This window comes from Peribacillus frigoritolerans (genome assembly GCF_004358755.1).
GTDB lineage: Bacteria > Bacillota > Bacilli > Bacillales > Bacillaceae > Bacillus_P.
The window spans coordinates 1366347-1390504 of sequence record NZ_SMZY01000001.1 but is presented as its reverse complement, the minus strand read 5'-3'; the positions used below and the strand labels follow the sequence as shown (position 1 = coordinate 1390504).

The following is a 24158-nucleotide window of genomic DNA, read 5'->3' as shown; positions in this document are numbered from 1 at the left end:
GAGGTGAGGCAATGTGAACAATCAAAGAAAAGTTCCGCTGCGCAAATGCGTGGCAACTGGGGAAATGAAGCCGAAAAAAGAACTTGTTCGTATTGTCCGTTCAAAAGAAGGAGAAGTTTCCGTTGATCCTACAGGCAAGAAAAACGGACGCGGAGCTTACCTCTCACTTGATAAAGACTGTATTTTACAAGCTAAAAAGAAGAATGTACTGGCTAATCACCTGCAAGTAAAAATTGAAGATGCCATCTACGAAGAATTGCTTCAGCTAGCTGAGAAGGAGAAACATTAATGGTATGGTAAAGCATCAATGGATGTCCTTATTGGGCTTAGCAAATCGGGCAAGAAAGATTGTTTCAGGAGAAGAACTTGTCATCAAAGAAGTTAGACAATCACGTGCAAAACTTGTTCTGCTCTCAAAAGATGCATCAGAAAATACTGCTAAAAAGGTTCATGATAAATGCAGTTTTTACAACATTCCTGTTGTCTCGGTCCCGGATCGGTACCTGTTAGGTCAGGCGATTGGAAAGGATGCTCGAGTAGTTGTGGCATTAGTTGATGCAGGCTTTGCTGCAAAAATGAAAACCTTGCTCGATTAAATTTCTTGGGGGTGACCATATGACGAAAATGAGAGTTTACGAATATGCAAAAAAACAAAACATATCAAGCAAGGATGTTATTACAGCCTTGCAGAGTATGAATGTTGAAGTCAGCAACCATATGTCAACAATTGACGATCATATAATTGTCAAACTGGACGGAAAATACAAGGCAGATAAGAAAGAAACAACTAAATCCATTTCTGTCAAACAAAGGGAAGATCACAAAACGCCTATGCAAAAACAAGAGAATACTAACAACACAAAACCGGCTAATCCAACTAAACCAGCAGCAGCAAAAGGCGGCAGCAAGCCTTTTAGCCAGCAGGGAAAATCAAATAATAACAACAATAACCGCAACAATAATAACAAGAAGAATTTCGGCAACAAGAAAAACAACAGCAATAATAATCAGCGCAGACCTCAGGGAGCAGCACCTGTTCAGCCTAAAAAGGAAATGCCGAGCAAAATTACTTTTACAGGCAGCCTTACAGTAGGAGAATTGGCAGGAAAGCTTCATAAAGAGCCTTCTGAGATCATTAAAAAATTATTTATGCTTGGCGTCATGGCAACAATCAATCAGGATCTTGATAAAGATTCAATCGAATTGATTGCCGGCGAGTATGGTGTGGAAGTTGAAGAAGTTATCGTATTTGACGTAACTGAATTTGAAGGCTATGCAACAGAGGATCAAGAGGATCAGCTTCAAATCCGTCCTCCGGTTGTTACAATTATGGGTCACGTTGACCATGGTAAAACAACTTTACTCGACTCAATCCGAAATACAAAAGTAACTGCAGGCGAAGCTGGCGGAATCACTCAGCATATCGGTGCCTATCAGGTTGTTGTAAACAACAAAAAAATTACATTCCTTGATACTCCCGGACATGCCGCGTTTACAACAATGCGTGCCCGCGGTGCTCAAGTAACAGATATTACAATCCTTGTCGTAGCTGCTGATGACGGCGTTATGCCTCAAACAGTGGAAGCAATCAGCCATGCTAAAGCGGCTGAGGTTCCAATCATTGTAGCTGTAAACAAAATGGATAAAGAATCGGCAAACCCTGACCGCGTGATGCAGGAACTGACTGAATACGGTTTAGTATCTGAAGCATGGGGCGGGGACACAATTTTTGTTCCGCTTTCAGCTTTATCAGGCGACGGGATCGATGAATTGCTTGAAATGATCCTTCTTGTCAGTGAAGTAGAAGAATGGAAAGCAAATCCAAACCGTGCAGCAACAGGAACGGTTATTGAAGCTCAGCTTGATAAAGGCCGCGGTTCAGTTGCAACACTTCTTGTTCAAAATGGTACACTTCGCGTAGGTGACTCAATCGTAGTGGGTAATACTTTCGGACGTGTCCGTGCAATGGTCAATGACCTTGGACGCCGTGTGAAAGAAGTAGGACCTTCAACACCTGTTGAGATTACAGGTCTAAGCGATGTACCTCAGGCAGGAGATCAGTTCATGGTCTTCACTGATGAGAAAAAAGCCCGCCAGGTTGGAGAAGCGCGTGCAAGCAAGCAGCTTGATGAACAGCGTAAAGAAGGCGCGAAATTAAGCCTTGATGACCTGTTTGAACAAATTAAACAAGGCGATATCAAAGATATCAACCTGATCGTCAAAGCAGACGTTCAAGGTTCTGCTGAAGCTTTGGCTGCTTCTCTTCAAAAAATTGATGTAGAAGGCGTTAAAGTGAAAATTATCCTTACGGGTGTTGGAGCAATCACGGAATCTGACATTATTTTAGCTTCTGCTTCAAACGCGATTGTCATCGGATTTAACGTGCGCCCTGATGGGAATGCTAAGAGAACGGCTGATGCAGAAAAAGTAGACATTCGTCTCCACCGCATCATCTACAAAGTAATTGAAGAAATTGAAGCAGCAATGAAGGGAATGCTTGACCCTGAATTTGAAGAAAAAGTCATCGGTCAAGTTGAAGTCCGTCAAACAATTAAAGTATCTAAAATCGGTACAATTGCCGGTTCTTATGTAACAGACGGCAAAATCACCCGCGACAGCAGCATCCGTGTTATTCGCGACGGAGTCGTTGTCTTTGAAGGTGAAGTGGACGTTCTGAAACGTTTTAAAGATGATGTAAAAGAAGTTGCGCAAAACTATGAGTGCGGGATTACGATTAAAAACTTCAATGATATCAAAGAAGGAGATATCATCGAAGCATACGTCATGGAAGAAATTGAGCGCAAGTGATTGGATATGCAGAATGTGAGTGCATGATTTATGATGCACAATCATTGAAGGACAAACGGGCTGTTTTACAGCGCATTTTGATGAGGCTGAAGCAGAGGCACAATGTCTCTGTTTCAGAAATTGATTTTCAGGACACATGGCAGAGAACCAAGATTGGCATCGTCGCCATCACATCAAATAAAGTTCAAACAGAAAAAGAATTGAACAAAGCTCTCGCTATGATTGATTCTTTTCCGGAGATTGAACGCACTGTAACCTCGTTTGATTGGCTTTAACAGTGAGGTGATAGCATGAGTTTACGAGCGAACAGAGTCGGCGAACAAATGAAAAAAGAATTAGGCGAGATTATCAGCCGGAAAATTAAAGATCCCCGTATTGGATTTGTTACTGTTACAGATGTAAGAGTGTCAGGAGATCTGCAAATTGCAAAAGTCTACATTTCAGTTCTTGGAGATGAAGAAAAGAGAGAAAACACTTTAAAAGGCCTTGCAAAAGCAAAAGGCTTTATCCGTTCTGAAATCGGCCAGCGCATTAGGCTGAGAAAAACACCTGAAATCCTTTTTGAATTTGATGAATCCGTTGATTATGGAAACCGGATCGAAACATTGATCCACGAAATTAATCAAGAAAACAAGCAGGAAGATTAAAGGGAGAGGATAGACATCAGTCTATCCTTTTCGTTTATGTAATCTTACTGGATGAAGAAGGGCGGAAAGCGTAATGGAAGGTGTTTTATTAATAAATAAGCCTGCCGGAATGACATCACATGACTGTGTTGCTAAAATGAGACGAATTGCCAGGACAAAAAAAGTCGGTCATACCGGAACGCTCGATCCAGATGTCACAGGAGTTCTGCCTGTCTGCCTTGGACGGGCAACTAAGATTGTTGAATATTTAACGGCAGCATCTAAAACATATGAAGCAGAAGTTACCCTTGGATTCTCAACAACGACAGAGGACTCCTCCGGAGAAGTTGTTGAAAAGAAGAAAGTGGATACGGTTATTACTAAAGAAGATGTCCTAGAAGCGCTAAAGTCTCTTACAGGTGAAATCGATCAGGTGCCTCCGATGTATTCAGCGGTAAAAATAGGAGGAAAAAAACTGTACGAATATGCTAGAGCAGGGCAGACAATTGAACGGCCATCGAGAAAAATCGCGATTCACGAAATGACCCTTTTATCTGACATAGAAATCAAAGAAGATACCGTTTCTTTCCGTTTTAAAGTTCAATGTTCCAAGGGTACATATGTAAGAACACTTGCTGTGATGATTGGCGGAAAATTGGGCTTTCCTGCCCATATGTCGCATTTAATCAGAACAGCTTCAGGACCGTTTTTAATTGATCAATGCCACACCTTTGAAGACATCGAAGAAATGGCAGAAGAGGGCAGACTGCAGGATATACTCATCCCGATCAGTACAGCTTTAAATCATTTGCCCAAATTGTCCATAAATGATACATTAGCAAAGAAAGTGAAAAATGGTGCGGTGCTTGAGGTTCCGTCTGGTTTTGAACAGTATGCGGCTGAAGATTCTATTGCCGTTTATGATGAACAGGGAACCTGCCTTGCGATATACAAGCAGCATCCTGAAAAACCCCACTTCCTTAAACCTTCCAAAGTCCTAGTCATCTGACCTGGCGGGAAGAAAGCTGATACAGAAAAGGTGAAACACGAGTGAAAACGATCAAACTAACGCATCCGCACTCTTTAAACGACATAGAAATGCCCCAGCTGGCAATGGCGCTTGGCTATTTTGACGGCGTTCATCGTGGGCATCAGGAAGTCATATTGACAGCAAAAAAAACAGCAGAAGAAAAAGGATTAAAAAGTGCAGTTATGACGTTTGATCCTCATCCTTCGGTCGTTTTAAGAAGAAATATTCAGCACGTCGAAGCGATTACAACCCTCCGGGACAAAATTGATTTAGTTGAAAAACTTGAAATTGATTATCTTTTTATCGTTCAATTTTCCGAAGAATTTGCAGCATTGCTTCCCCAGGAATTTGTAGACCAATATATTATCCGCCTGAATGTAAAACATGTGATTGCAGGCTTTGATTATTCCTATGGAAGACTTGGCAAAGGAACGATGGAAACCTTGCCGTTTCATTCAAGAAACGCTTTTGAACAGACGACAATCACCAAGCAGACTGATCATGACCGGAAAATCAGTTCAACTTTGATCAGGGAGGTACTGAGAAACGGGGATGTGGAGTATGCATCACGCCTTCTGAACAGGCCTCACAAGGTAAACGGAACGGTGATTCACGGAGATAAGCGCGGAAGAACAATCGGGTTTCCAACGGCTAATATAGAGCTTGACGGGGCATATATCATCCCGCCTACAGGGGTATATGCTGTCAGATTTCAAATCGGGGAAGAGATTTACAATGGAGTATGTAACATTGGCTACAAACCTACCTTTTACGATGAAAAAAAACTAAAACCAAGCATCGAAGTTCATATTTTTGAGTTTAATAAATCTATATATGGAAAGAATGTTTCTATATTCTGGTATAAACGGATAAGAAGCGAGCAAAAATTCGGTTCCATTGACGAACTGATCCAGCAGATCGGGAAAGACAAAGCTTCCGCTGAGCAATTTTTTCAAGATCTGCAAGATTAACACTTGCCTTATTCCACGAATAATAGTATTCTAATACTTGTAACTTTTATAACCATTGCTTGGCAAAACGATTCACCAACGTTTGCTCGGTAATTGGGGTTTTTAAATGAAGGAGGTGAATAGGATGGCAATCACTCAAGAACGTAAGAATGAAATTATCACTGAGTACAGAACGCATGATACGGACACTGGTTCTCCAGAAGTTCAAATCGCTATCCTAACTGAGGATATTAACAATCTTAATGGACATTTACGTGTTCATAAGAAAGACCACCATTCACGTCGCGGTCTTTTGAAAATGGTAGGTAAACGCCGTAATCTTTTGACGTACCTGCGCAATAATGACGTAACTCGTTATCGCGATCTAATCAACAAGCTTGGTTTACGCCGATAATCTTTGAAAAGCGGGAGAATTCCCGCTTTTTTAGTGTATTAAAATAAGAAAGCAGGAGCGTTTTGGCCTGATCGTTTCAGACCGGGGACCCTGGCGCTGCAGCTTTCATGAATGCGGAAATTTATATATTCTATTTGAATAAACAATAAGATTTTCACGCGATCTATTTACATACCGGAATAACATTGATATGTTGAATTTAAATGGTTCATAATAATACATAATTGTATGTTGTGACTTATATGACGAGAGGAGTTCATTCTTATATGGGACAAGAAAAACAAGTGTTCTCCATTGATTGGGCTGGAAGAGAATTGACCGTAGAAGTTGGCCAGCTGGCAAAACAGGCTAACGGCGCGGCACTGATCCGCTATGGAGACACAGCTGTATTAAGTACAGCAACAGCATCAAAAGAACCTAAAACGGTTGACTTTTTCCCGTTGACTGTCAATTATGAAGAGCGCCTGTATGCCGTTGGTAAAATCCCTGGAGGATTTATTAAACGTGAAGGCCGCCCAAGTGAAAAAGCAATCCTTGCAAGCCGTTTGATTGACCGTCCATTGCGTCCATTGTTTGCAGATGGTTTCCGCAATGAAGTACAGGTTGTCAGTATCGTAATGAGTGTCGATCAGGACTGTTCATCTGAAATGGCTGCAATGTTTGGTTCATCCCTTGCATTAACTGTATCTGACATTCCGTTTGAAGGTCCGATTGCAGGCGTTGTTGTCGGCCGTGTGGATAATGAGTTTGTCATCAATCCTACAGTTGACCAAATGGATAAAAGCGATATCAACTTGATTGTTGCAGGCACAAAAGATGCCATTAACATGGTAGAAGCAGGAGCAAATGAAGTTCCTGAGGAAATCATGCTTGAAGCTATTATGTTTGGTCATAATGAAATCAAACGTCTGATTGCATTCCAGGAAGAAATTGCAGCTCAAGTAGGGAAAGCAAAATCAGAAGTGAAACTCTATGTTCTTGATGCTGATCTTGAGACAAGCATTCGTGAAATGGCTGAAAAAGACCTGCTTTCAGCGATTCAAGTGCAGGAAAAACATGCACGCGAAGAAGCAATTAATGAAGTAAAGAAAACAGTCGTTTCTCATTTTGAAGAGCAGGAAGCAGAAGCTGACACTCTTAAACAAGTGAAAGAAATCCTCTCGAAATTAGTAAAACAAGAAGTCCGCCGTCTGATCACAGAAGATAAAGTCCGCCCGGATGGACGTAAAATTGACGAAATCCGCCCTCTTTCTTCTGAAGTCGGATTACTGTCCCGCACACATGGTTCAGGTCTGTTCACACGCGGACAAACTCAGGCGCTTAGCATTTGTACGCTTGGAGCACTAGGGGATGTGCAGATTCTTGACGGTCTTGGCATTGAAGAAACAAAACGTTTCATGCATCATTACAATTTCCCGCTGTTCAGCGTAGGGGAAACTGGATTTATGCGCGGACCTGGACGACGTGAAATCGGCCATGGCGCGCTCGGCGAAAGAGCACTTGAGCCTGTCATTCCTTCTGAAAAGGATTTCCCGTACACAGTCCGTCTTGTATCAGAAGTTCTTGAATCAAACGGTTCAACCTCACAAGCAAGTATTTGTGCAAGCACACTTGCCATGATGGATGCCGGTGTTCCTCTTAAAGCTCCTGTAGCAGGGATTGCAATGGGACTTGTGAAATCAGGAGAGCATTACTCAGTGCTGACTGATATTCAGGGAATGGAAGATCACCTTGGAGACATGGACTTTAAGGTAGCAGGAACGGCTAAAGGCGTAACTGCCCTTCAAATGGACATTAAAATCGAGGGATTATCCCGTGAAATTTTAGAAGAAGCTCTTCTTCAGGCTAAAAAAGGACGCATGGAAATCCTTGAATCAATGCTTGCAACGATCAAAGAGCCTCGCACTGAGCTGTCTCAATATGCTCCTAAAATCTTAATGATGGCGATTAATCCTGATAAAATCCGCGATGTTATTGGACCAAGCGGTAAACAAATCAATAAAATCATCGAAGAAACTGGCGTTAAAATTGACATTGAACAAGACGGAACAGTCTTTATTTCGTCAACGAATGAGGAAATGAATCAAAAAGCGAAGCAAATTATCGAAGACATTGTCCGCGAAGTAGTAGTCGGACAAATGTATTTAGGAAAAGTGAAGCGCGTTGAAAAGTTCGGTGCTTTCGTTGAAATATTCAATGGCAAAGACGGTTTAGTACACATTTCTGAACTCGCAGAAGAGCGCGTTGGAAAAGTTGAGGATGTTGTTAAAATCGGTGATGAGTTGCTTGTGAAGGTAACTGAAATTGATAAACAAGGTCGCGTCAATCTTTCTAGAAAAGCAGTTCTTCGTGACGAGAAAGAAAAAGAAAAGCAAAATTCTTAAAGTGTAGAAGCCAGAGAAGCTAGTCTGGCTTCTTTTTGCATTTTTCCAGGTAACCAATGCATCTAATGCAACATGTTCTACCTTGTCCCCTTCGTACATATTTTCTAGTAAAAAGGGGGAAGACAAACATGAAGAGGTTCCATTTATTAAGCATTGCGCTCATCATAATCGTAACTGGTGCTATTATACAGAATCCATATACATCAGCCTATGTGTCTACAATCAAAGTTGAAGATGTTTCAGCTGTAAAGCAGCCTGATGAGCTCTATCAGGTGATAGCTGCAAAAGCAAAGGACTATGAAAAGCCGGCACAGGATGCTCAAATACATACCGTCTGGAAAGCTACTCCCGGCTACAATGGCATAACGGTTGATATTGATGAGTCGTATAAAAAAATGAAGAAAAAAGGGAAGTTCGATGAAAAGCAGCTTGTCTTCAGACAGGTTAAGCCAAAAGTTCACCTAGGTGACCTGCCGCCTGCTCCCATTTACAGAGGGCACCCTGATAAATCCATGGTCTCGTTTCTCATTAATGTTGCCTGGGGAAATGAATATCTTCCAGCTATGCTTGAAGTGCTTAATAAGCATGGAGTAAAAGCTACCTTTTTCCTTGAAGGAAGATGGGCAAAAGAAAATCCGGTACTTGTCAAAAAAATAAAAGAAGCGGGTCATGAAATCGGGAATCATTCTTATTCCCATCCTGATATGGCAAGAATCACAACAGACCAAATCCGTAAACAGATTGGTTCAACAAATGAAGTCATCAAAGAGATAACAGGCGCCGCCCCGGTCTGGTTCGCACCTCCAAGCGGAAGCTTCAGGCAGGACGTGATTACAGCAGCAGATGAATTTAAGATGGAGACGGTCCTTTGGTCAGTTGATACGATTGACTGGCAAAAGCCCGAACCCGGCGTTTTAGTTGAACGCGTCCTTAAAAAGGTTCATAATGGTGCTATGATTCTTATGCATCCTACTGATTCCACGTCTAGAAGTTTAGAAACATTGATTCAGTCAATAAAACAGAAGGGCTATTCTTTCGGTTCTGTCTCAATGCTCATGGATGAAGAACGGCTGCCTGCATCTAAATAACATATTCACATCAATTAGAGATCCTTGGAGCTTACAGATAGATAGGAGGAACAAGTTTGATTAAAAAGTATACATGCCAAAATGGTGTAAGAATCGTGCTCGAAAATATCCCTCACGTAAGATCAGTTGCAATCGGGGTATGGATTGGCACTGGCTCACGAAACGAAAATGAAAAAAACAATGGGATTTCCCACTTTTTAGAGCATATGTTTTTCAAAGGCACAAAAACAAGATCAGCACGGGATATTGCTGAATCATTTGACAGCATCGGCGGGCAAGTAAACGCTTTTACTTCTAAAGAATACACATGTTATTATGCAAAAGTGCTTGATGAACATTCTGACTATGCACTTGAAGTGCTTGCAGATATGTTCTTCAACTCAACGTTTGATGACATTGAGCTGAAAAAAGAGAAAAATGTTGTTTACGAAGAAATTAAAATGTATGAAGATACTCCGGACGATATCGTACATGATTTGCTCAGCAAAGCAACATACGGCGATCATCCGCTGGGGTATCCTATTTTGGGAACAGAAGAAACGCTTGCGAAATTCGAGAGCGACACATTGAGAGAGTATATGGATCAATATTACACTCCAGAAAACGTCGTAATTTCTGTAGCCGGCAATATTTCAGAGAGCTTTATTGCGGAGGTCGAAAAACAATTCGGTTCGTTTGAGACGTCTCAAAAGGGAACTGAAATTGGCGCACCTGCATTCATGACTCATAAGCTTGCGCGCAAAAAAGATACAGAGCAGGCTCATCTTTGCATCGGCTTTGACGGACTTCAAGTCGGCCACGAGAAAATTTATGATCTGATTGTATTAAATAACGTACTTGGCGGCAGCATGAGCTCAAGACTGTTCCAGGATGTCCGTGAGCAAAAAGGGCTTGCCTATTCCGTTTTCTCCTATCACTCTTCTTACCAGGACAATGGCATGCTGACGATATACGGCGGCACAGGCCGTGCACAGCTTGATGTTCTGTTTGAAACGATCCAGGAAACACTTGCTACATTGAAAAAAGAAGGCATCACTTCAAAAGAGCTTACAAACAGCATTGAGCAAATGAAGGGCAATTTGATGCTCAGCTTAGAAAGCACAAACAGCCGCATGAGCCGAAACGGTAAAAATGAACTTCTTCTTGGCCGTCACCGCAGCCTGGATGAAATGATTGAAAAGATCAATGAAGTTACTGCAGATAATGTAAATGCACTCGCTAAACAATTATTTACAGATGACTACTCCATTGCTCTGATCAGCCCGGATGGAAAGCTTCCATCTGCTTTTAAACAATAATCAGCTAAGACCTGCAGGGATTTTCCTGCAGGTCTTTTTTATGTCCAAATGGATATATATGATAAAAAGGATGGTGATACCATGAGGCTGAGCGAGCTGAGCGGAAAAGAAATCGTAGATGTGAAAAGAGCTGAGAGATTGGGAATTTTAGGACAAACGGACCTTGAGATTAATGAACAGACCGGTCAAATAACCGCCCTTGTCATTCCGTCTGTCAAATGGTTTGGGTTCAGAAAGCAGGGAGGTGAAATAAGAGTCCCCTGGCTTCACATTAAAAAGATCGGCACCGATATGATTATTTTAGACATTGAAGATGAGCAAATAAAACTTTTAGAGTGAAAGCGATTGGACTTCAGTCGCTTTTTTTTATGGGAAAAGAAGTATAAAATTTTGCGCTTTGATGCGGGCGGAATCGCTCAGGCTTCTCGGACAGAACGGCGCGCCTTTTCTGCCTGATCCTTATCTGTCATGCCTGCGCTAATCGGGCGCTTGCGCATTTCTGATGGGATCAGCTTCTAAGAGACAGCAGTAAAACGATTCATTATTTGTGTGCATAGGCTGATCTGCTGCTGATTTCAACATGCTGAAAGTCAACTGCCTGACTCATAATTATATGCAGGAAAGTCTATCACCCCGCCCGCTGATATTACATAAGATGTTTAAGTAAGTTCACTCAGGATTTAATCAATATGAATATATACATCGCGAAAAAGTAGGTGAAAGGGTCGTATGTTAACAGGACTTAACATAGCAGTCATTGGAGGAGATGCTCGGCAGCTGGAGGTCATACGGAAATTGACTGAACTTGATGCAAAGCTTTTTTTGGTAGGCTTTGACCAGCTGGATCATGGATTTACCGGAGCCGCGAAATTAAAGCTTGCCGAAGTGCAATTTGAAGAAATAGATGTCATTATTCTGCCTGTTCCCGGAACGAATTTAGAAGGGCACGTCGATACAATCTTCTCCAATGAGGAAGTAGTGTTAACGGAGGAGATTATTGCAAGAACACCTCCTCACTGCATCATTTATTCTGGAATCAGCAATCCATACTTAGATGGAATAATTGATGGAACAAATCGAGAACTTGTTCAGCTTTTTGAAAGAGATGATGTAGCGATATACAATTCTATTCCGACCGTAGAAGGAACAATTATGATGGCTATTCAGCACACCGATTTTACGATCCACGGTTCAAGAATTGCTGTACTGGGACTTGGACGGGTAGGAATGAGCGTAGCGCGCACATTCTCGGCACTCGGGGCAAAAGTGAAGGTGGGAGCAAGAAAGTCTTCGCATATTGCAAGAATTATTGAAATGGGACTTGAGTCTTTTCAGCTTGAGGATCTTGAAAAAGAAGTTTCTCAAATAGACATCTGCATTAATACGATTCCTTATCACATCGTGACGGCAAAGGTGATCTCAAAAATGCCTGCACACACATTGATCATTGACCTTGCATCAAAGCCGGGGGGAACGGATTTTAAATATGCTGAAAAAAGGGGCATAAAAGCATTGCTCGCACCGGGTCTTCCGGGGATAGTCGCACCGAAAACGGCCGGTCAGATTGTGGCGAACGTATTGGCGGCGCTGCTTACAGAGGAATTCTCCAAAAGGAAGGGGTCATCATCATGAAGGTTAAAGGCAAAAGAATCGGATTTGGACTAACGGGGTCTCACTGCACATATGATGCAGTTTATCCGCAGATTAAACGGTTGATTGACGAAGGAGCAGATGTCATGCCTGTCGTCACAAATACGGTGAAATTCACTAACACAAGATTTGGCGAAGGTGAGGAGTGGATAAAAAAGATTGAAGAACTGACTGGCCATAAAGTCATTGATTCCATTGTAGGAGCAGAACCCCTTGGGCCGAAAATTCCGCTTGACTGCATGGTTGTTGCCCCTATGACCGGAAATTCAATGAGCAAGCTTGCAAATGCGATGACAGAATCACCGGTGCTGATGGCTGCAAAGGCTACTTTAAGAAACCACAAACCTGTAGTACTTGGCATCTCGACGAATGACGGGCTTGGTTTAAACGGTGCAAATCTGATGAAGCTGATGGCGGCAAAGAATATTTATTTTATTCCATTCGGCCAGGATGCTCCTTTTAAAAAGCCGAATTCTTTAGTGGCTAAAATGGACTTATTATTGGAAACAGTAGAAGCAGCATTAGAGCATTCGCAATTTCAGCCGGTGATCATTGAAAAATTTCGTGATGACGAATAGCCTCCTTCTTGATAGAATAGAAGGCAAGAAAAATCATGGTTGTATAATGAATACACCTAGTCTATGATAAACTAATACACAATATGATATAAAGTTAATCCGGGTTGTATACGGATAATCGCGGAAGGAGTTTTGATTTATGAATACTAATGGTTATCATGTTGCTGTCCTTGGTGCAACAGGCGCAGTGGGACAGCAAATGCTGCAGACTTTGGAAGAGCGGGACTTTCCTATTTCTAAACTGACTTTATTGTCTTCTGCAAGATCGGCAGGCAAAAAAGTCATGTTTAAAGGAGAGGAATATGAAGTTCAGGCTGCAAGCCCTGACAGCTTTAAAGGTGTTCAAATCGCCCTTTTCAGCGCAGGCGGCAGTGTTTCTAAAGAATTTGCTCCTGAAGCTGTCAAGCACGGGGCAATTGTTGTTGATAATACAAGTGCCTTCCGCATGGATGAAAATGTTCCGCTTGTCGTTCCAGAAGTAAATGAGGAAGATATTAACGAACATAACGGCATTATCGCCAATCCAAACTGCTCTACTATCCAAATGGTTGTTGCTCTCGAACCTTTGCGAAAGGCTCACGGCTTAAACAAAGTAATCGTATCGACATACCAGGCAGTATCAGGATCCGGCGCCGCTGCAATTGAAGAATTAAAAACCCAATCGGAAGCAATCTTAAAAGGCGAAGAGTTTACTCCTGAAATTCTCCCTGTTAAAGGCGATAAAAAGCATTTCCAGATTGCCTTTAATGCCATTCCTCAAATTGATAAATTTGAAGAAAATGGCTTTACTTTCGAAGAAATGAAAATGATGAATGAAACGAAAAAAATCATGCACATGTCAAACCTTGAAATTGCCGCTACTTGTGTGCGAATTCCGGTTGAGACTGGTCATTCTGAATCTGTTTATATTGAACTTGATTCAGATTCTGTCAGTGTTCAGGACATTCATGAATTATTAAAAGATGCACCTGGAGTTACTCTTCAGGATGATCCGCTTACACAAACATATCCAATGCCTGCAGACTGTGTAGGAAAAAATGATGTATTTGTCGGACGCATCCGCAAAGATCCTGATCGTGCAAATGGCTTCCATTTGTGGATCGTCTCTGATAATCTCTTAAAAGGTGCTGCATGGAACTCTGTTCAGATTGCAGAAAGTCTTGTTAAATTGAAATTAGTATAAGCAGGGTCGGAGAGAGCGAGGGTACATAATACCTGCTCTCTTCTCTTACGTATAGAGTCGGGGTGTAAGGATGAAAATAATCGTTCAAAAATTCGGCGGAACATCTGTTAAAGATGATCACGGCCGGAAAATGGCATTAAAACATATAAGTGATGCATTAAAAGAGCAGTATAAAGTGGTTGTAGTTGTCTCAGCAATGGGCAGAAACGGGGACCCGTACGCGACAGATTCATTTTTAAATCTTCTATACGGCGGCACAGCTTCGATTTCAAAGCGGGAACAGGATATGCTGTTATCCTGCGGCGAAACAATCTCTTCTGTAGTTTTCACAAGCATGCTGAAGTCAGAAGGAATTGCAGCTTCTTCACTGAGCGGAGCACAGGCAGGATTTTTAACAAATGAAGACTATACAAATGCAAAGATCCTTGATATGAGATGCGAGCGTCTCAGAAGAGAGCTGGACTACAATGATGTGGTTGTTGTTGCCGGTTTCCAGGGAGCAACTAAAAGCGGCGACATAACGACGATCGGCAGAGGCGGCAGCGATACATCCGCAGCTGCGCTTGGAGCAGCTCTTGAAGCAGAATTCATTGATATTTTTACGGATGTAGAAGGTGTCATGACAGCAGATCCAAGAATAGTTGAAAAAGCAAAGCCGCTTACAACTGTTACGTATACAGAGATTTGCAACCTTGCGTATCAGGGGGCAAAAGTGATTCACCCGCGGGCTGTTGAAATTGCCATGCAGGCCAAAGTCCCAATCAGAATCCGTTCAACCTATTCAGAAAGTCTTGGCACACTTGTTACCTCCCATCATTCTGAAAATCTGGGCAGTGACATCAATGACAGACTGATCACAGGCATCGCCAACGTATCAAATGTCACACAGATTCATGTCTCTGCCAAAGAAGGACAATATGAGGTGCAGACTGAGGTATTTAAAGCAATGGCGCGCGCAGGGATCAGTGTCGATTTCTTCAATATCACGCCAAGATCTGTTATCTATACGGTTGCAGAAGATGTAACAGATGCTGCGATTGAAATTTTAAGAGGCATGGATTATGAACCAGCCGTTAAAAGGCATTGTGCAAAAGTTTCGACAGTTGGAGCGGGGATCGCCGGAGTGCCCGGTGTTACGGCTAAAATTGTAACTGCACTGTCTGAACAGGGCATACAAATTCTTCAATCGGCAGATAGTCATACAACAATTTGGGTATTGGTAAAAGAAGAGGATATGATTAATGCAGTCAACGCTTTGCATGAAGCATTTGATCTATCGGACTAACACTAAGATTCAAGTGAATAAAGAGGAGTGACACAATGATTGACTTTGGAAAAGTATCTACAGCCATGGTAACCCCGTTTGATAAAAATGGAAACATTGATTTTGCTAAAACATCACAGCTAGTGAATTTCTTAATTCAAAATGGATCAGATTCATTAGTTGTGGCAGGAACGACAGGAGAATCTCCTACACTTACATCAGAAGAAAAGATCGCTTTATTTAAGCATGTTGTTTCTGAAGTAAACGGCAGAGTGCCTGTTATTGCCGGCACAGGCAGCAACAACACGAAAGCATCAATTGATTTGACAAAAAAAGCAGAAGCTGCAGGAGTGGACGCAGTGATGCTTGTAGCACCTTATTACAATAAGCCAAATCAAGAGGGCCTTTACCTGCATTTTAAAACGATTGCAGAGGCCACTGAGCTTCCTGTTATGATTTACAATGTACCTGGACGCACAGTAGTAAGCATTTCTCCGGATACCATCGCCCGCCTTGCAGAGCTTCCAAATGTGGCTGCTGTGAAAGAAGCGAGCGGTGATTTGGATGCAATGTCTGAAATTATTTCAAAAACGCCGGAAGATTTCGCTTTATATTCTGGAGATGACGGCTTGACGCTTCCTGTTCTTTCTATCGGGGGTGCAGGGGTGGTCTCTGTAGCTTCACATGTGATCGGAAACGAAATGCAGGAAATGATTGCTGCTTTTAACACGGGTGAAAATGTAAGAGCAGGCGCGATTCACCGTCAGCTGCTTCCTGTAATGAAACAGCTTTTCAAAGCACCAAACCCGGCACCTGTTAAAACGGCTCTTCAGCTCAAAGGTCTTGACGTAGGACCTGTAAGACTGCCGCTCGTCTCATTAACTGAAACAGAAAGAAATGAATTGACGAACGTCATCCACTCCATCTGAAAACAAGAGGACCAATCACAGGATTGGTCCTTTTTTAATCTCATTAAATGAAAATTGACTCGTATTCTTTTCATTTCCTAAGCTTCCAAGAGATTATTTCCTTGTATTCCATTTCTTTCATCAGTTATAATAGGCAGTAGTTGTATTGGACGGGTTCAAGGAGGATTACCAATTGAATAAACAGACAGAAAACATCAAGATTATTGCCCTAGGCGGAGTTGGAGAAATTGGCAAGAATCTGTATGTCATTGAAATCGATCATAACATCTTTATCGTTGATGCTGGATTGATGTATCCAGAAGCCGGGATGTTAGGGATTGATATGGTCATTCCTGACATTACATACTTGCGGGAGAATGCAGATCGCGTGAAGGGCATCTTTTTAACACACGGTCACGACGAGAACATTGGCGGCGTTTTCTATGTGCTGAGACATCTGTCGATTCCAGTTTATGGTACGAAATTGACTCTCGCGTTAGTGTCCCAAAAGGTAAAAGAACTAAATCCGAAGCAAAAGGCAGATTATCAGGAAGTTGATTCTTCCACTGTTTTAGATTTTGATGGGGTGAATGTGTCTTTCTTCAGAACGATTCACAGCATTCCTGACTCAGTCGGAGTATGCTTCCACACTTCACTTGGATCAATTGTGCATACAGGGGATTTTAAATTTGATACAACACCTGTACTTAATACAAGCTCTGATTTAGGCAAAATGGCTCTGATTGGAGAAGAAGGCGTCCTTTGTCTTCTATCAGACAGTACAAATGCGGAGCGTCCAGGGTTTACAGCATCTGAGACAGTTGTAGGTCATGAAATTTCAGATGCGATGTACAATGCAAATGGAAGAACGATTGTAGCGATTTATGCTTCAAACATCAACCGCATCGTCCAAGTGATTGAAGCTGCATCTGATAATAAGAGAAAACTTGTCCTGCTTGGTAATTCAATCAAAAATGTTTATGAAATTGCGAAAAATTTAGGATACATCACTGAAAGTGAAAATTTAATCATACCCGTCCAAGATATCGATAAATATCCTAAAAATGAAGTAGCCATTCTGACAACAGGTCATCAGGGAGAACCCCTCACGGTTTTAACCCGTATGGCAAAAGGTGCTCATAAACAAATTCGGATTGAAAAAGATGATACAGTCATCATCTCTGCTACACCTGTACCGGGAAATGAGCTTCATTTTTCAAAAACAGTCGATCAGCTTTACCGTGCCGGAGCGAATGTCATTTTCGGACAAAAACAAATCCATGTATCAGGCCATGGCAGTCAGGAAGAATTAAAATTAATGCTGAATATGATGAAGCCGAAATACTTTATTCCAATTAACGGCGAGTATAAAATGCAAAAAGCACACGCTAAACTTGCTAAATCTGCCGGCATGGAAGAAGATAATATTTTTGTTGTTGAAAAAGGCGATGTCATTGAGTTTTCAAAGCATAAAGTAAAATCCATATCCAAAGTCCCTTCAGGAAATGTACTGATAGACGGATTAGGCGTAGGCGATATCGGAAACATCGTATTGAGAGACCGCAGACTTCTTTCCCAGGATGGCATTCTCATTGTCGTTGTCACCCTCGACCGCTCTAAAAAAGTGATGATTTCAGGTCCTGAGATTATTTCTAGAGGATTTGTCTATGTTAGGGAATCAGAAGAACTTATTTTAAAAGCTTCTGACATGGTTACGGAAATTGTAGAAAAGAGCATGCAGGGCCACGGTATTGAATGGTCTGCATTGAAATTAAATATCCGCGAGGCGCTGAATCGTTTCTTATTCGAACAAACGAAGCGCAGACCGATGATATTACCGATCATCATGGAAATTTAATCAAATTGAGCCTTTTTTAAGGCTCTTTTTTTTGTCGAAATTTCCTGCCTAAATTTCCCCCCTTTCGAATGTTTTCAGGTAGATCTGCGAATAATAAGCACATTCATGAAAGGAAGGGTGAAGCCATATGAGCAAAGATTCCCGCTACATACAGGAAAATTCAGAACCAAATGGGGATAAACAAGAGGGGAAGGAACCTTCTTTAGTTGAAAAAATTCAGCAGCTTGGATCGACAAATGTTCCGCAATTATCCCAGGATGCAAGAATTCATTGCCTGACAATCATCGGGCAAATTGAAGGGCATATCCAGCTTCCTCCTCAAAATAAAACGACTAAATATGAGCATGTCATCCCGCAAATCGTGGCCATTGAGCAGAATCCTAAAATAGAGGGACTTCTGATTGTGCTGAATACAGTTGGGGGAGATGTGGAAGCAGGTCTTGCTATAGCAGAAATGCTTGCATCCTTATCAAAGCCTACTGTTTCCATTGTTTTAGGCGGCGGCCACTCCATTGGCGTGCCGATTGCCGTTTCATGCGACTATTCTTTTATTGCAGAAACAGCGACTATGACGATTCATCCAGTCAGATTAACAGGATTGGTCATCGGAGTGCCGCAGACGTTTGAGTATTTGGACAAAATGCAGGACCGCGTTGTTAATTTTGTTATCAAACATTCGAATATTACGGAAGAAAAGTTTAAAGAGCTTATGTTCTCAAAAGGCAACTTAACAAGGGATATTGGAACGAATGTTGTCGGAAATGATGCTGTTGATTATGGGCTTATTGACGGAGTCGGCGGTGTGGGCCAGGCAATCATGAAGCTTAATGAAATGATCGGCAAAAAAGACGAATCCGGCGAGGAGCAAATGCTGCAATGATTTTATATACATCCATGCCTGAGGAACTCATATTCCCAGTACAAACAGCTGATTTTGAAAGTGTTTCCACCATTGAAATGAACGGACTGCAAATGGTAGTAAGACAGACAGAACAGAACCAATATGAAATTGTCCGGCTTTTAAGCACAGATCCGCAGGATTTTCTAAACGAGCAATATTCTCCCGGACAAAAAATTTCTATGACATTCTCGTTTTCTTGATAATATGCTATACTAACTTTACACAAACATGTCCGCAGCCTGCATTTGGCTGCTTTCTTTGTTTATAAAAGGCTTTTTTCGTGAAACTTGCTGTTTTCGGTCTTAAGTTGAAAAATAATCAATGTGAAAAGAGCTCAATATTTACTAAAATGCTGGGACTGATTCACAGCTGTTTATGCGAAATCAGCCATTAGCAAATTTTATACATAGGTGATAACTAATGGCAAAACAAAAACGGAGACAAAAGAAAAAAACAGGCGATGACTGGCGGCAAACGCTGAAGTTTGAACTCATCGGTCTAGTCCTGCTCGCTATTTCGCTGATTGCGATTTCAAATTTAGGTTTTGTCGGAAAAACGTTCGTTTACTTATTCAGATTTTTTATTGGTGAATGGTATATGGCAGCCTTAATCGGCATGCTCGTTCTATCAGGTTATGTGATGTGGAACCGAAGTTGGCCTTCCTTATTTTCAAGGCAGATTGTCGGCCTGTACTGCATCCTTTCCGCTATCCTGCTTCTGAGTCATGTCACGCTGTTTCAGATGCTTACCAAAAAAGGCGCCCTCTCTTCGCCGAGCGTCATAACTAATACATGGGAACTTTTTTTCATGGAGGTTAATGGACAGATAAGAACGCCTGATCTTGGGGGAGGAATGATTGGAGCCATTCTTTTTGCAGCATCTTATTATTTATTTGCAGCAGCGGGGTCCCGCATCATTTCTTTCATTTTAATATTAATTGGAATTGTGCTTATTACTGGAAGATCTCTCGGTTCAACACTCGGGAAAATCATTGCGCCGTTTCTTCGTTTTATGAAAACACAGGCTATTGCCTTTTACGAGGATATGAAAAATCTGCCGCAATCGATAAAAAATGCAAAAAAAGCAGAAGCATCCAAGCCTAAAAAGGCTAAAAAAGAGCGAAGGCATGAAGAGGCTCATGCAGAGGAAGAAGAAGCAGAAATCATTCATGTTGAGCCGATTATCTCCAGTTTTGCAGACAGAAATGAACTCGAAATAAAAGCATTTGATCAGGAGCAGGAACAGGTTAAGCCAGAGCCTCCTGTAAGAACCCCGAAAAAGAAACCTGAAACCGAAACAGGCGATGAACCATCAGTGCCGCCGATTACGTTTACTGAAGTAGAAAATAAATCGTATTTGCTGCCTTCCCTTGATCTTTTGTCACAGCCTAAGGTCAACAGCCAGCAAACGGATAAAAAGAACATTTATGAAAATGCGCGCAAGCTTGAAAAAACGTTTCAAAGCTTTGGCGTAAAAGCAAAAGTGACGCAGGTGCATTTGGGCCCGGCGGTTACGAAATATGAAGTTTATCCTGATGTAGGCGTAAAGGTAAGTAAAATTGTGAATCTCAGCGATGATTTAGCCCTTGCGCTTGCTGCTAAAGATATTCGGATAGAAGCGCCGATTCCAGGGAAATCAGCCATTGGTATTGAAGTTCCCAATTCTGAAATCGCCATGGTCTCCTTGCGCGAGGTGCTCGAATCAAAAGCAAATGACCGTCCGGAGGCTAAGCTTCTTATGGGACTTGGCAGAGATATCTCAGGTGATGCTGTTCTTGCTGAAATGAATAAAATGCCTCATCTTCTTGTTGCCGGTTCTACAGGAAGCGGGAAAAGTGTGTGCATCAACGGCATTATTACAAGTATACTGATGAGAGCAAAGCCTCATGAAGTGAAAATGATGATGATCGATCCCAAGATGGTAGAGCTGAATGTGTATAACGGAATTCCGCATCTGCTTGCGCCAGTCGTGACAGATCCCAAAAAAGCTTCTCAGGCTTTAAAAAAGGTAGTCAATGAGATGGAGAGAAGATACGAGCTTTTCTCTCATACAGGGACAAGAAATATTGAAGGCTACAATGAATATATTAGAAGATCCAACTTGGAAGAAGGAACGAAAAATCCTGAGTTCCCTTATATCGTCGTGATCGTGGACGAGCTGGCAGATTTAATGATGGTAGCTTCATCTGATGTAGAGGATTCCATTACGCGCCTGTCACAGATGGCACGGGCAGCGGGCATTCATTTAATTATTGCCACACAGCGTCCTTCTGTTGATGTTATTACGGGAGTAATCAAAGCCAATATTCCATCAAGAATTGCGTTCAGCGTTTCGTCACAGACAGATTCAAGAACGATTCTTGACATGGGCGGCGCCGAGAAGCTTCTCGGCCGCGGAGATATGCTGTTTCTCCCTGTAGGGGCATCAAAACCAGTCAGGGTGCAGGGAGCATTTTTATCAGATGAAGAAGTCGAGCACGTTGTATCTTATGTGATTTCTCAGCAAAGAGCTCAATATCAGGAGGAAATGATACCGGGCGAAACTCCGGAAGTGAAGGAAGAGGTCAATGATGATCTTTATGATGACGCCGTTCAGTTGGTTCTGGAAATGCAGACAGCTTCTGTATCCATGCTGCAAAGACGATTCAGAGTAGGCTATACGAGAGCCGCAAGACTGATTGACGCAATGGAAGACCGCGGGGTTGTCGGTCCGTATGAAGGAAGCAAGCCGAGAGAAGTACTGCTGTCAAAAGATCATTATGATGAAGTGAGTTCGTAAAGAAAGGCGCATTTGGCCTTTCTTTTTTTTATGCTCTTTTCGTAAAAATTGTTGCTATTGAACAAAATGTTAAAAACCTTAAGTGGAGCGGAAAGGAAAGGACAACATTTATCATGAAAAACAATAATTTTTGCGAAAACAGCCTATAAATAAAAAAAAAACTGAAAATAGTAAATAATGAATAGAATAATAGAGACTTCTTTGTGATGAAATCTCTAGAAAAAAAGAAGCACTAGTGAGAAAGGGCTATCAATTTTCGACAAATTTAATAAATTTCTATTTATTTATTTCAGAATACATGGTATATTATTTTCGATTAGAGAAAGGGTATAACATCAGATGTCTGATCTCTGGATTGAAACGATTAGACGGAGGCTTAATATGACCATAAAAATAGATAACCGTCATTTATACTTGCAAGTAATTGATAAAATTAAAGAAGATATTGAAAATGGAACTTATGTAGAAAAAGAAAAACTTCCATCTGAATTTGAGCTTTCAAAAAAACTCGGAGTCAGCCGCGCAACATTGAGAGAAGCGCTTCGCATTCTTGAAGAAGAGAACGTTATCATTCGCCGTCATGGCGTCGGAACGTTCATCAACTCCAAACCGCTGTTCACTTCTGGAATTGAGCAATTAAATAGTGTCACAGAAATGATCGAACAGGCCAATATGGTTCCTGGAACAATCTTTTTATCCTCACAAGTTAACAGTCCAACCGAGGAAGATGTTAAACGCTTTAAATGCCGCACAGACGAAGATATCTTTTTGCTTGAACGCGTTAGAACGGCGAACGGAAAGCCGGTCGTTTATTGCCTGGACAAAATTCCCAGACATATCCTTCCACAGTCATTCATTCATGAGCAGGAATCTCTGTTTGAATTGCTTCAGGACGAGGCTGGACGGTATATTTCGTATGCAGTAACTCACATAGAACCAATCGGATACCACGATAAGATTTCCCCAATCCTTGAATGTGATCCTGAAACCGCTTTGCTATGTTTAAAACAAATGCATTTTGATGAAAATGATCAACCCGTTTTATTCTCACTGAATTACTTCCGCGCTGATCAATTCAGCTTCCATGTGGTAAGAAAGCGCTTGTAAGATACGTTTGCAATTTTAAGGAGGTGGTTCCAAGGACGAAGGTGTTTTGGACAAAGGCTCTTGTAAACAAACATTTCAAATGAATTATAGGGGGAAAATGAAAGTGAAAAAACGATTAGGTTTAACATTGTCACTTGTACTTGCTGCAGGAACATTGCTTAGCGCTTGCGGATCATCTGAAGATAAAGACAATGCAGGCGGAGACAAAAAAGAAGGCTACTCTATTGCAATGGTAACTGATACAGGCGGAGTTGACGACAAATCATTCAACCAGTCTGCATGGGAAGGCATTCAGTCTTACGGTGAGGACAACGGCCTTGAAAAAGGGACGGGCGGATTTGATTACCTTCAATCTCAAAGCGACGCAGACTATGAAACAAACTTGAACAAATTAGTTCGTCAAAAGTTTGATTTAGTTTATGGAATCGGCTACTTGATGACAGATGCTGTGACAAAAATTGCAGATCAGCAGAAAGATGCAAACTTTGCAATCGTTGACAGTGTAGTAGACAAGCCTAACGTTGCAAGCATCACATTTAAAGAGCATGAAGGCTCATTCCTTGTTGGTGTTGCTGCAGGACTTTCAACAAAATCAAACAAAGTAGGATTTGTTGGCGGTATGGAAGGCTCATTAATCAAAAAGTTTGAAGTTGGATTTGTTGAAGGCGTTAAAGCAGCTAATCCTGACGCTGAAGTAATCGTTCAGTATGCAGGAACGTTCAGTGATGCAGCTAAAGGGCAGCAAGTTGCTGAAATCATGTACGGTCAAGGCGCAGACGTCATTTATCACGCAGCAGGCGGAGCTGGAAACGGCGTATTCACTGCAGCAGTTGACTTGAAAACGAAAAATCCGGACAAAGACGCATGGGTTATCGGAGTTGACCGCGATCAGCATGAGCTTGGCGAAGGCGACGGCTTCAACGTAACACTTACTTCAATGGTTAAAGGCGTTGACGTTGCTGTTAAAGACTTAGCTGAAAAAGCTAAAGACGGCGACTTCCCTGGCGGAGAAATCATTGAATACGGTCTTAAAGAAAACGGTGTAGGAATTGCCCCAACACAAGATAACCTTTCTGAAGAAGTTATCGCTAAAGTTGATGAATATAAGCAAAAAATCATCGACGGTGAAATTAAAGTTCCTTTCGAATAAGCACTAAACTATATTACTGATAAAAAGGCTAGTTTGTTCCTAGCCTTTTTATTAGCCTGAAAAGTCGCCTGACTAAAAGTCTATAATGGAAAACTAGTCCGATATGCATATCAGTAAGTGATGGAATTATAGATTTTTAGTTGGTGATTTTAAAAGTAAAAAGGGAGTCAATGAAACTAGTT

General features: G+C 41.7%; 23 protein-coding genes. All 23 read left to right on the top strand.

Going from position 1 to position 24158, the window contains the following annotated elements; all coding sequences use genetic code 11:
• Positions 1 to 13 precede the first annotated feature (13 nt).
• Complete coding sequence (gene rnpM, locus E2R53_RS07190) at positions 14 to 289, top strand: RNase P modulator RnpM (protein WP_133311035.1); 276 nt, start codon at positions 14 to 16, stop codon at positions 287 to 289.
• Positions 290 to 293: 4 nt separating this feature from the next.
• Positions 294 to 596, top strand: coding sequence for a YlxQ family RNA-binding protein (locus E2R53_RS07185; protein ID WP_070877287.1), 303 nt, complete (start codon positions 294 to 296; stop codon positions 594 to 596).
• Positions 597 to 615: 19 nt separating this feature from the next.
• Positions 616 to 2808 carry a translation initiation factor IF-2 gene (gene infB, locus E2R53_RS07180; RefSeq protein ID WP_133311034.1) on the top strand — a complete coding sequence of 731 codons (2193 nt, stop codon included), beginning with the start codon at positions 616 to 618 and terminating at the stop codon, positions 2806 to 2808.
• A complete protein-coding gene (locus tag E2R53_RS07175) occupies positions 2805 to 3083 on the top strand; it encodes a DUF503 domain-containing protein (protein WP_070877289.1) in 279 nt (92 codons plus the stop codon). The genes infB and E2R53_RS07175 overlap by 4 nt, the downstream gene beginning before the upstream one ends.
• A gap of 15 nt (positions 3084 to 3098) precedes the next feature.
• On the top strand, positions 3099 to 3455 hold the full coding sequence (gene rbfA, locus E2R53_RS07170; RefSeq protein ID WP_070877290.1) for a 30S ribosome-binding factor RbfA: 357 nt from the start codon (positions 3099 to 3101) through the stop codon (positions 3453 to 3455).
• Positions 3456 to 3528: 73 nt separating this feature from the next.
• Positions 3529 to 4443, top strand: a complete 915-nt coding sequence (truB, locus tag E2R53_RS07165) for a tRNA pseudouridine(55) synthase TruB (RefSeq protein WP_133311033.1) — start codon at positions 3529 to 3531, stop codon at positions 4441 to 4443.
• 41 nt (positions 4444 to 4484) lie between these two features.
• Entirely contained in the window at positions 4485 to 5435 is a 951-nt protein-coding gene (gene ribF / locus E2R53_RS07160; RefSeq protein WP_133311032.1) for a bifunctional riboflavin kinase/FAD synthetase, read from the top strand.
• A gap of 124 nt (positions 5436 to 5559) precedes the next feature.
• Positions 5560 to 5829 (top strand): 30S ribosomal protein S15, encoded by a 270-nt coding sequence (gene rpsO, locus E2R53_RS07155; protein ID WP_070877293.1) that lies wholly within the window; start codon positions 5560 to 5562, stop codon positions 5827 to 5829.
• Between the two features lie 266 nt (positions 5830 to 6095).
• The gene (gene pnp, locus E2R53_RS07150; protein WP_133311031.1) at positions 6096 to 8213 is read left to right on the top strand and encodes a polyribonucleotide nucleotidyltransferase; all 2118 of its coding nucleotides are present in this window, start codon (positions 6096 to 6098) and stop codon (positions 8211 to 8213) included.
• 128 nt (positions 8214 to 8341) lie between these two features.
• Positions 8342 to 9301: a polysaccharide deacetylase family protein gene (locus E2R53_RS07145; RefSeq protein ID WP_133311030.1), complete on the top strand. Its 960-nt coding sequence runs from the start codon at positions 8342 to 8344 to the stop codon at positions 9299 to 9301.
• A gap of 56 nt (positions 9302 to 9357) precedes the next feature.
• Positions 9358 to 10599, top strand: coding sequence for a M16 family metallopeptidase (locus E2R53_RS07140; RefSeq protein ID WP_133311029.1), 1242 nt, complete (start codon positions 9358 to 9360; stop codon positions 10597 to 10599).
• An 81-nt stretch (positions 10600 to 10680) separates the two neighbouring features.
• Positions 10681 to 10938 (top strand): YlmC/YmxH family sporulation protein, encoded by a 258-nt coding sequence (locus E2R53_RS07135; protein WP_133311028.1) that lies wholly within the window; start codon positions 10681 to 10683, stop codon positions 10936 to 10938.
• Between the two features lie 390 nt (positions 10939 to 11328).
• Positions 11329 to 12231: a dipicolinic acid synthetase subunit A gene (dpaA, locus tag E2R53_RS07130; protein WP_133311027.1), complete on the top strand. Its 903-nt coding sequence runs from the start codon at positions 11329 to 11331 to the stop codon at positions 12229 to 12231.
• Positions 12228 to 12827, top strand: a complete 600-nt coding sequence (gene dpaB / locus E2R53_RS07125) for a dipicolinate synthase subunit B (RefSeq protein ID WP_070877299.1) — start codon at positions 12228 to 12230, stop codon at positions 12825 to 12827. The genes dpaA and dpaB overlap by 4 nt, the downstream gene beginning before the upstream one ends.
• Before the next feature lie 139 nt (positions 12828 to 12966).
• Positions 12967 to 14010, top strand: a complete 1044-nt coding sequence (gene asd, locus E2R53_RS07120; RefSeq protein WP_133311026.1) for an aspartate-semialdehyde dehydrogenase — start codon at positions 12967 to 12969, stop codon at positions 14008 to 14010.
• A 70-nt stretch (positions 14011 to 14080) separates the two neighbouring features.
• Positions 14081 to 15295 carry an aspartate kinase gene (gene dapG / locus E2R53_RS07115; RefSeq protein ID WP_133311025.1) on the top strand — a complete coding sequence of 405 codons (1215 nt, stop codon included), beginning with the start codon at positions 14081 to 14083 and terminating at the stop codon, positions 15293 to 15295.
• Positions 15296 to 15330: 35 nt separating this feature from the next.
• Positions 15331 to 16203 (top strand): 4-hydroxy-tetrahydrodipicolinate synthase, encoded by an 873-nt coding sequence (gene dapA, locus E2R53_RS07110; protein ID WP_133311024.1) that lies wholly within the window; start codon positions 15331 to 15333, stop codon positions 16201 to 16203.
• Positions 16204 to 16375: 172 nt separating this feature from the next.
• The gene (locus E2R53_RS07105) at positions 16376 to 18040 is read left to right on the top strand and encodes a ribonuclease J (RefSeq protein ID WP_133311023.1); all 1665 of its coding nucleotides are present in this window, start codon (positions 16376 to 16378) and stop codon (positions 18038 to 18040) included.
• Positions 18041 to 18167: 127 nt separating this feature from the next.
• A complete protein-coding gene (locus E2R53_RS07100) occupies positions 18168 to 18920 on the top strand; it encodes a ClpP family protease (protein WP_133311022.1) in 753 nt (250 codons plus the stop codon).
• Complete coding sequence (locus tag E2R53_RS07095; protein ID WP_133311021.1) at positions 18917 to 19141, top strand: YlzJ-like family protein; 225 nt, start codon at positions 18917 to 18919, stop codon at positions 19139 to 19141. The genes E2R53_RS07100 and E2R53_RS07095 overlap by 4 nt, the downstream gene beginning before the upstream one ends.
• Positions 19142 to 19361: 220 nt before the next feature.
• Positions 19362 to 21719: a DNA translocase FtsK gene (locus E2R53_RS07090; RefSeq protein WP_133311020.1), complete on the top strand. Its 2358-nt coding sequence runs from the start codon at positions 19362 to 19364 to the stop codon at positions 21717 to 21719.
• A 381-nt stretch (positions 21720 to 22100) separates the two neighbouring features.
• The gene (locus E2R53_RS07085) at positions 22101 to 22826 is read left to right on the top strand and encodes a GntR family transcriptional regulator (RefSeq protein WP_133311019.1); all 726 of its coding nucleotides are present in this window, start codon (positions 22101 to 22103) and stop codon (positions 22824 to 22826) included.
• Positions 22827 to 22929: 103 nt separating this feature from the next.
• On the top strand, positions 22930 to 23976 hold the full coding sequence (locus E2R53_RS07080; protein ID WP_375142502.1) for a BMP family lipoprotein: 1047 nt from the start codon (positions 22930 to 22932) through the stop codon (positions 23974 to 23976).
• The last annotated feature ends 182 nt before the right edge of the window (positions 23977 to 24158 follow it).

Bases quoted from the DNA above. Each gene is read 5' to 3' on its own strand.
- rpsO (WP_070877293.1), top strand. From the start codon at position 5,560: ATGGCAATCACTCAAGAACGTAAGAATGAAATTATCACTGAGTACAGA.
- E2R53_RS07145 (WP_133311030.1), top strand. From the start codon at position 8,342: ATGAAGAGGTTCCATTTATTAAGCATTGCGCTCATCATAATCGTAACT.
- E2R53_RS07135 (WP_133311028.1), top strand. From the start codon at position 10,681: ATGAGGCTGAGCGAGCTGAGCGGAAAAGAAATCGTAGATGTGAAAAGA.
- E2R53_RS07090 (WP_133311020.1), top strand. From the start codon at position 19,362: ATGGCAAAACAAAAACGGAGACAAAAGAAAAAAACAGGCGATGACTGG.
- E2R53_RS07100 (WP_133311022.1), top strand. From the start codon at position 18,168: ATGAGCAAAGATTCCCGCTACATACAGGAAAATTCAGAACCAAATGGG.
- E2R53_RS07095 (WP_133311021.1), top strand. From the start codon at position 18,917: ATGATTTTATATACATCCATGCCTGAGGAACTCATATTCCCAGTACAA.
- E2R53_RS07185 (WP_070877287.1), top strand. From the start codon at position 294: ATGGTAAAGCATCAATGGATGTCCTTATTGGGCTTAGCAAATCGGGCA.
- infB (WP_133311034.1), top strand. From the start codon at position 616: ATGACGAAAATGAGAGTTTACGAATATGCAAAAAAACAAAACATATCA.
- dpaA (WP_133311027.1), top strand. From the start codon at position 11,329: ATGTTAACAGGACTTAACATAGCAGTCATTGGAGGAGATGCTCGGCAG.
- dapA (WP_133311024.1), top strand. From the start codon at position 15,331: ATGATTGACTTTGGAAAAGTATCTACAGCCATGGTAACCCCGTTTGAT.
- E2R53_RS07085 (WP_133311019.1), top strand. From the start codon at position 22,101: ATGACCATAAAAATAGATAACCGTCATTTATACTTGCAAGTAATTGAT.
- dapG (WP_133311025.1), top strand. From the start codon at position 14,081: ATGAAAATAATCGTTCAAAAATTCGGCGGAACATCTGTTAAAGATGAT.
- rbfA (WP_070877290.1), top strand. From the start codon at position 3,099: ATGAGTTTACGAGCGAACAGAGTCGGCGAACAAATGAAAAAAGAATTA.
- truB (WP_133311033.1), top strand. From the start codon at position 3,529: ATGGAAGGTGTTTTATTAATAAATAAGCCTGCCGGAATGACATCACAT.
- dpaB (WP_070877299.1), top strand. From the start codon at position 12,228: ATGAAGGTTAAAGGCAAAAGAATCGGATTTGGACTAACGGGGTCTCAC.
- asd (WP_133311026.1), top strand. From the start codon at position 12,967: ATGAATACTAATGGTTATCATGTTGCTGTCCTTGGTGCAACAGGCGCA.
- pnp (WP_133311031.1), top strand. From the start codon at position 6,096: ATGGGACAAGAAAAACAAGTGTTCTCCATTGATTGGGCTGGAAGAGAA.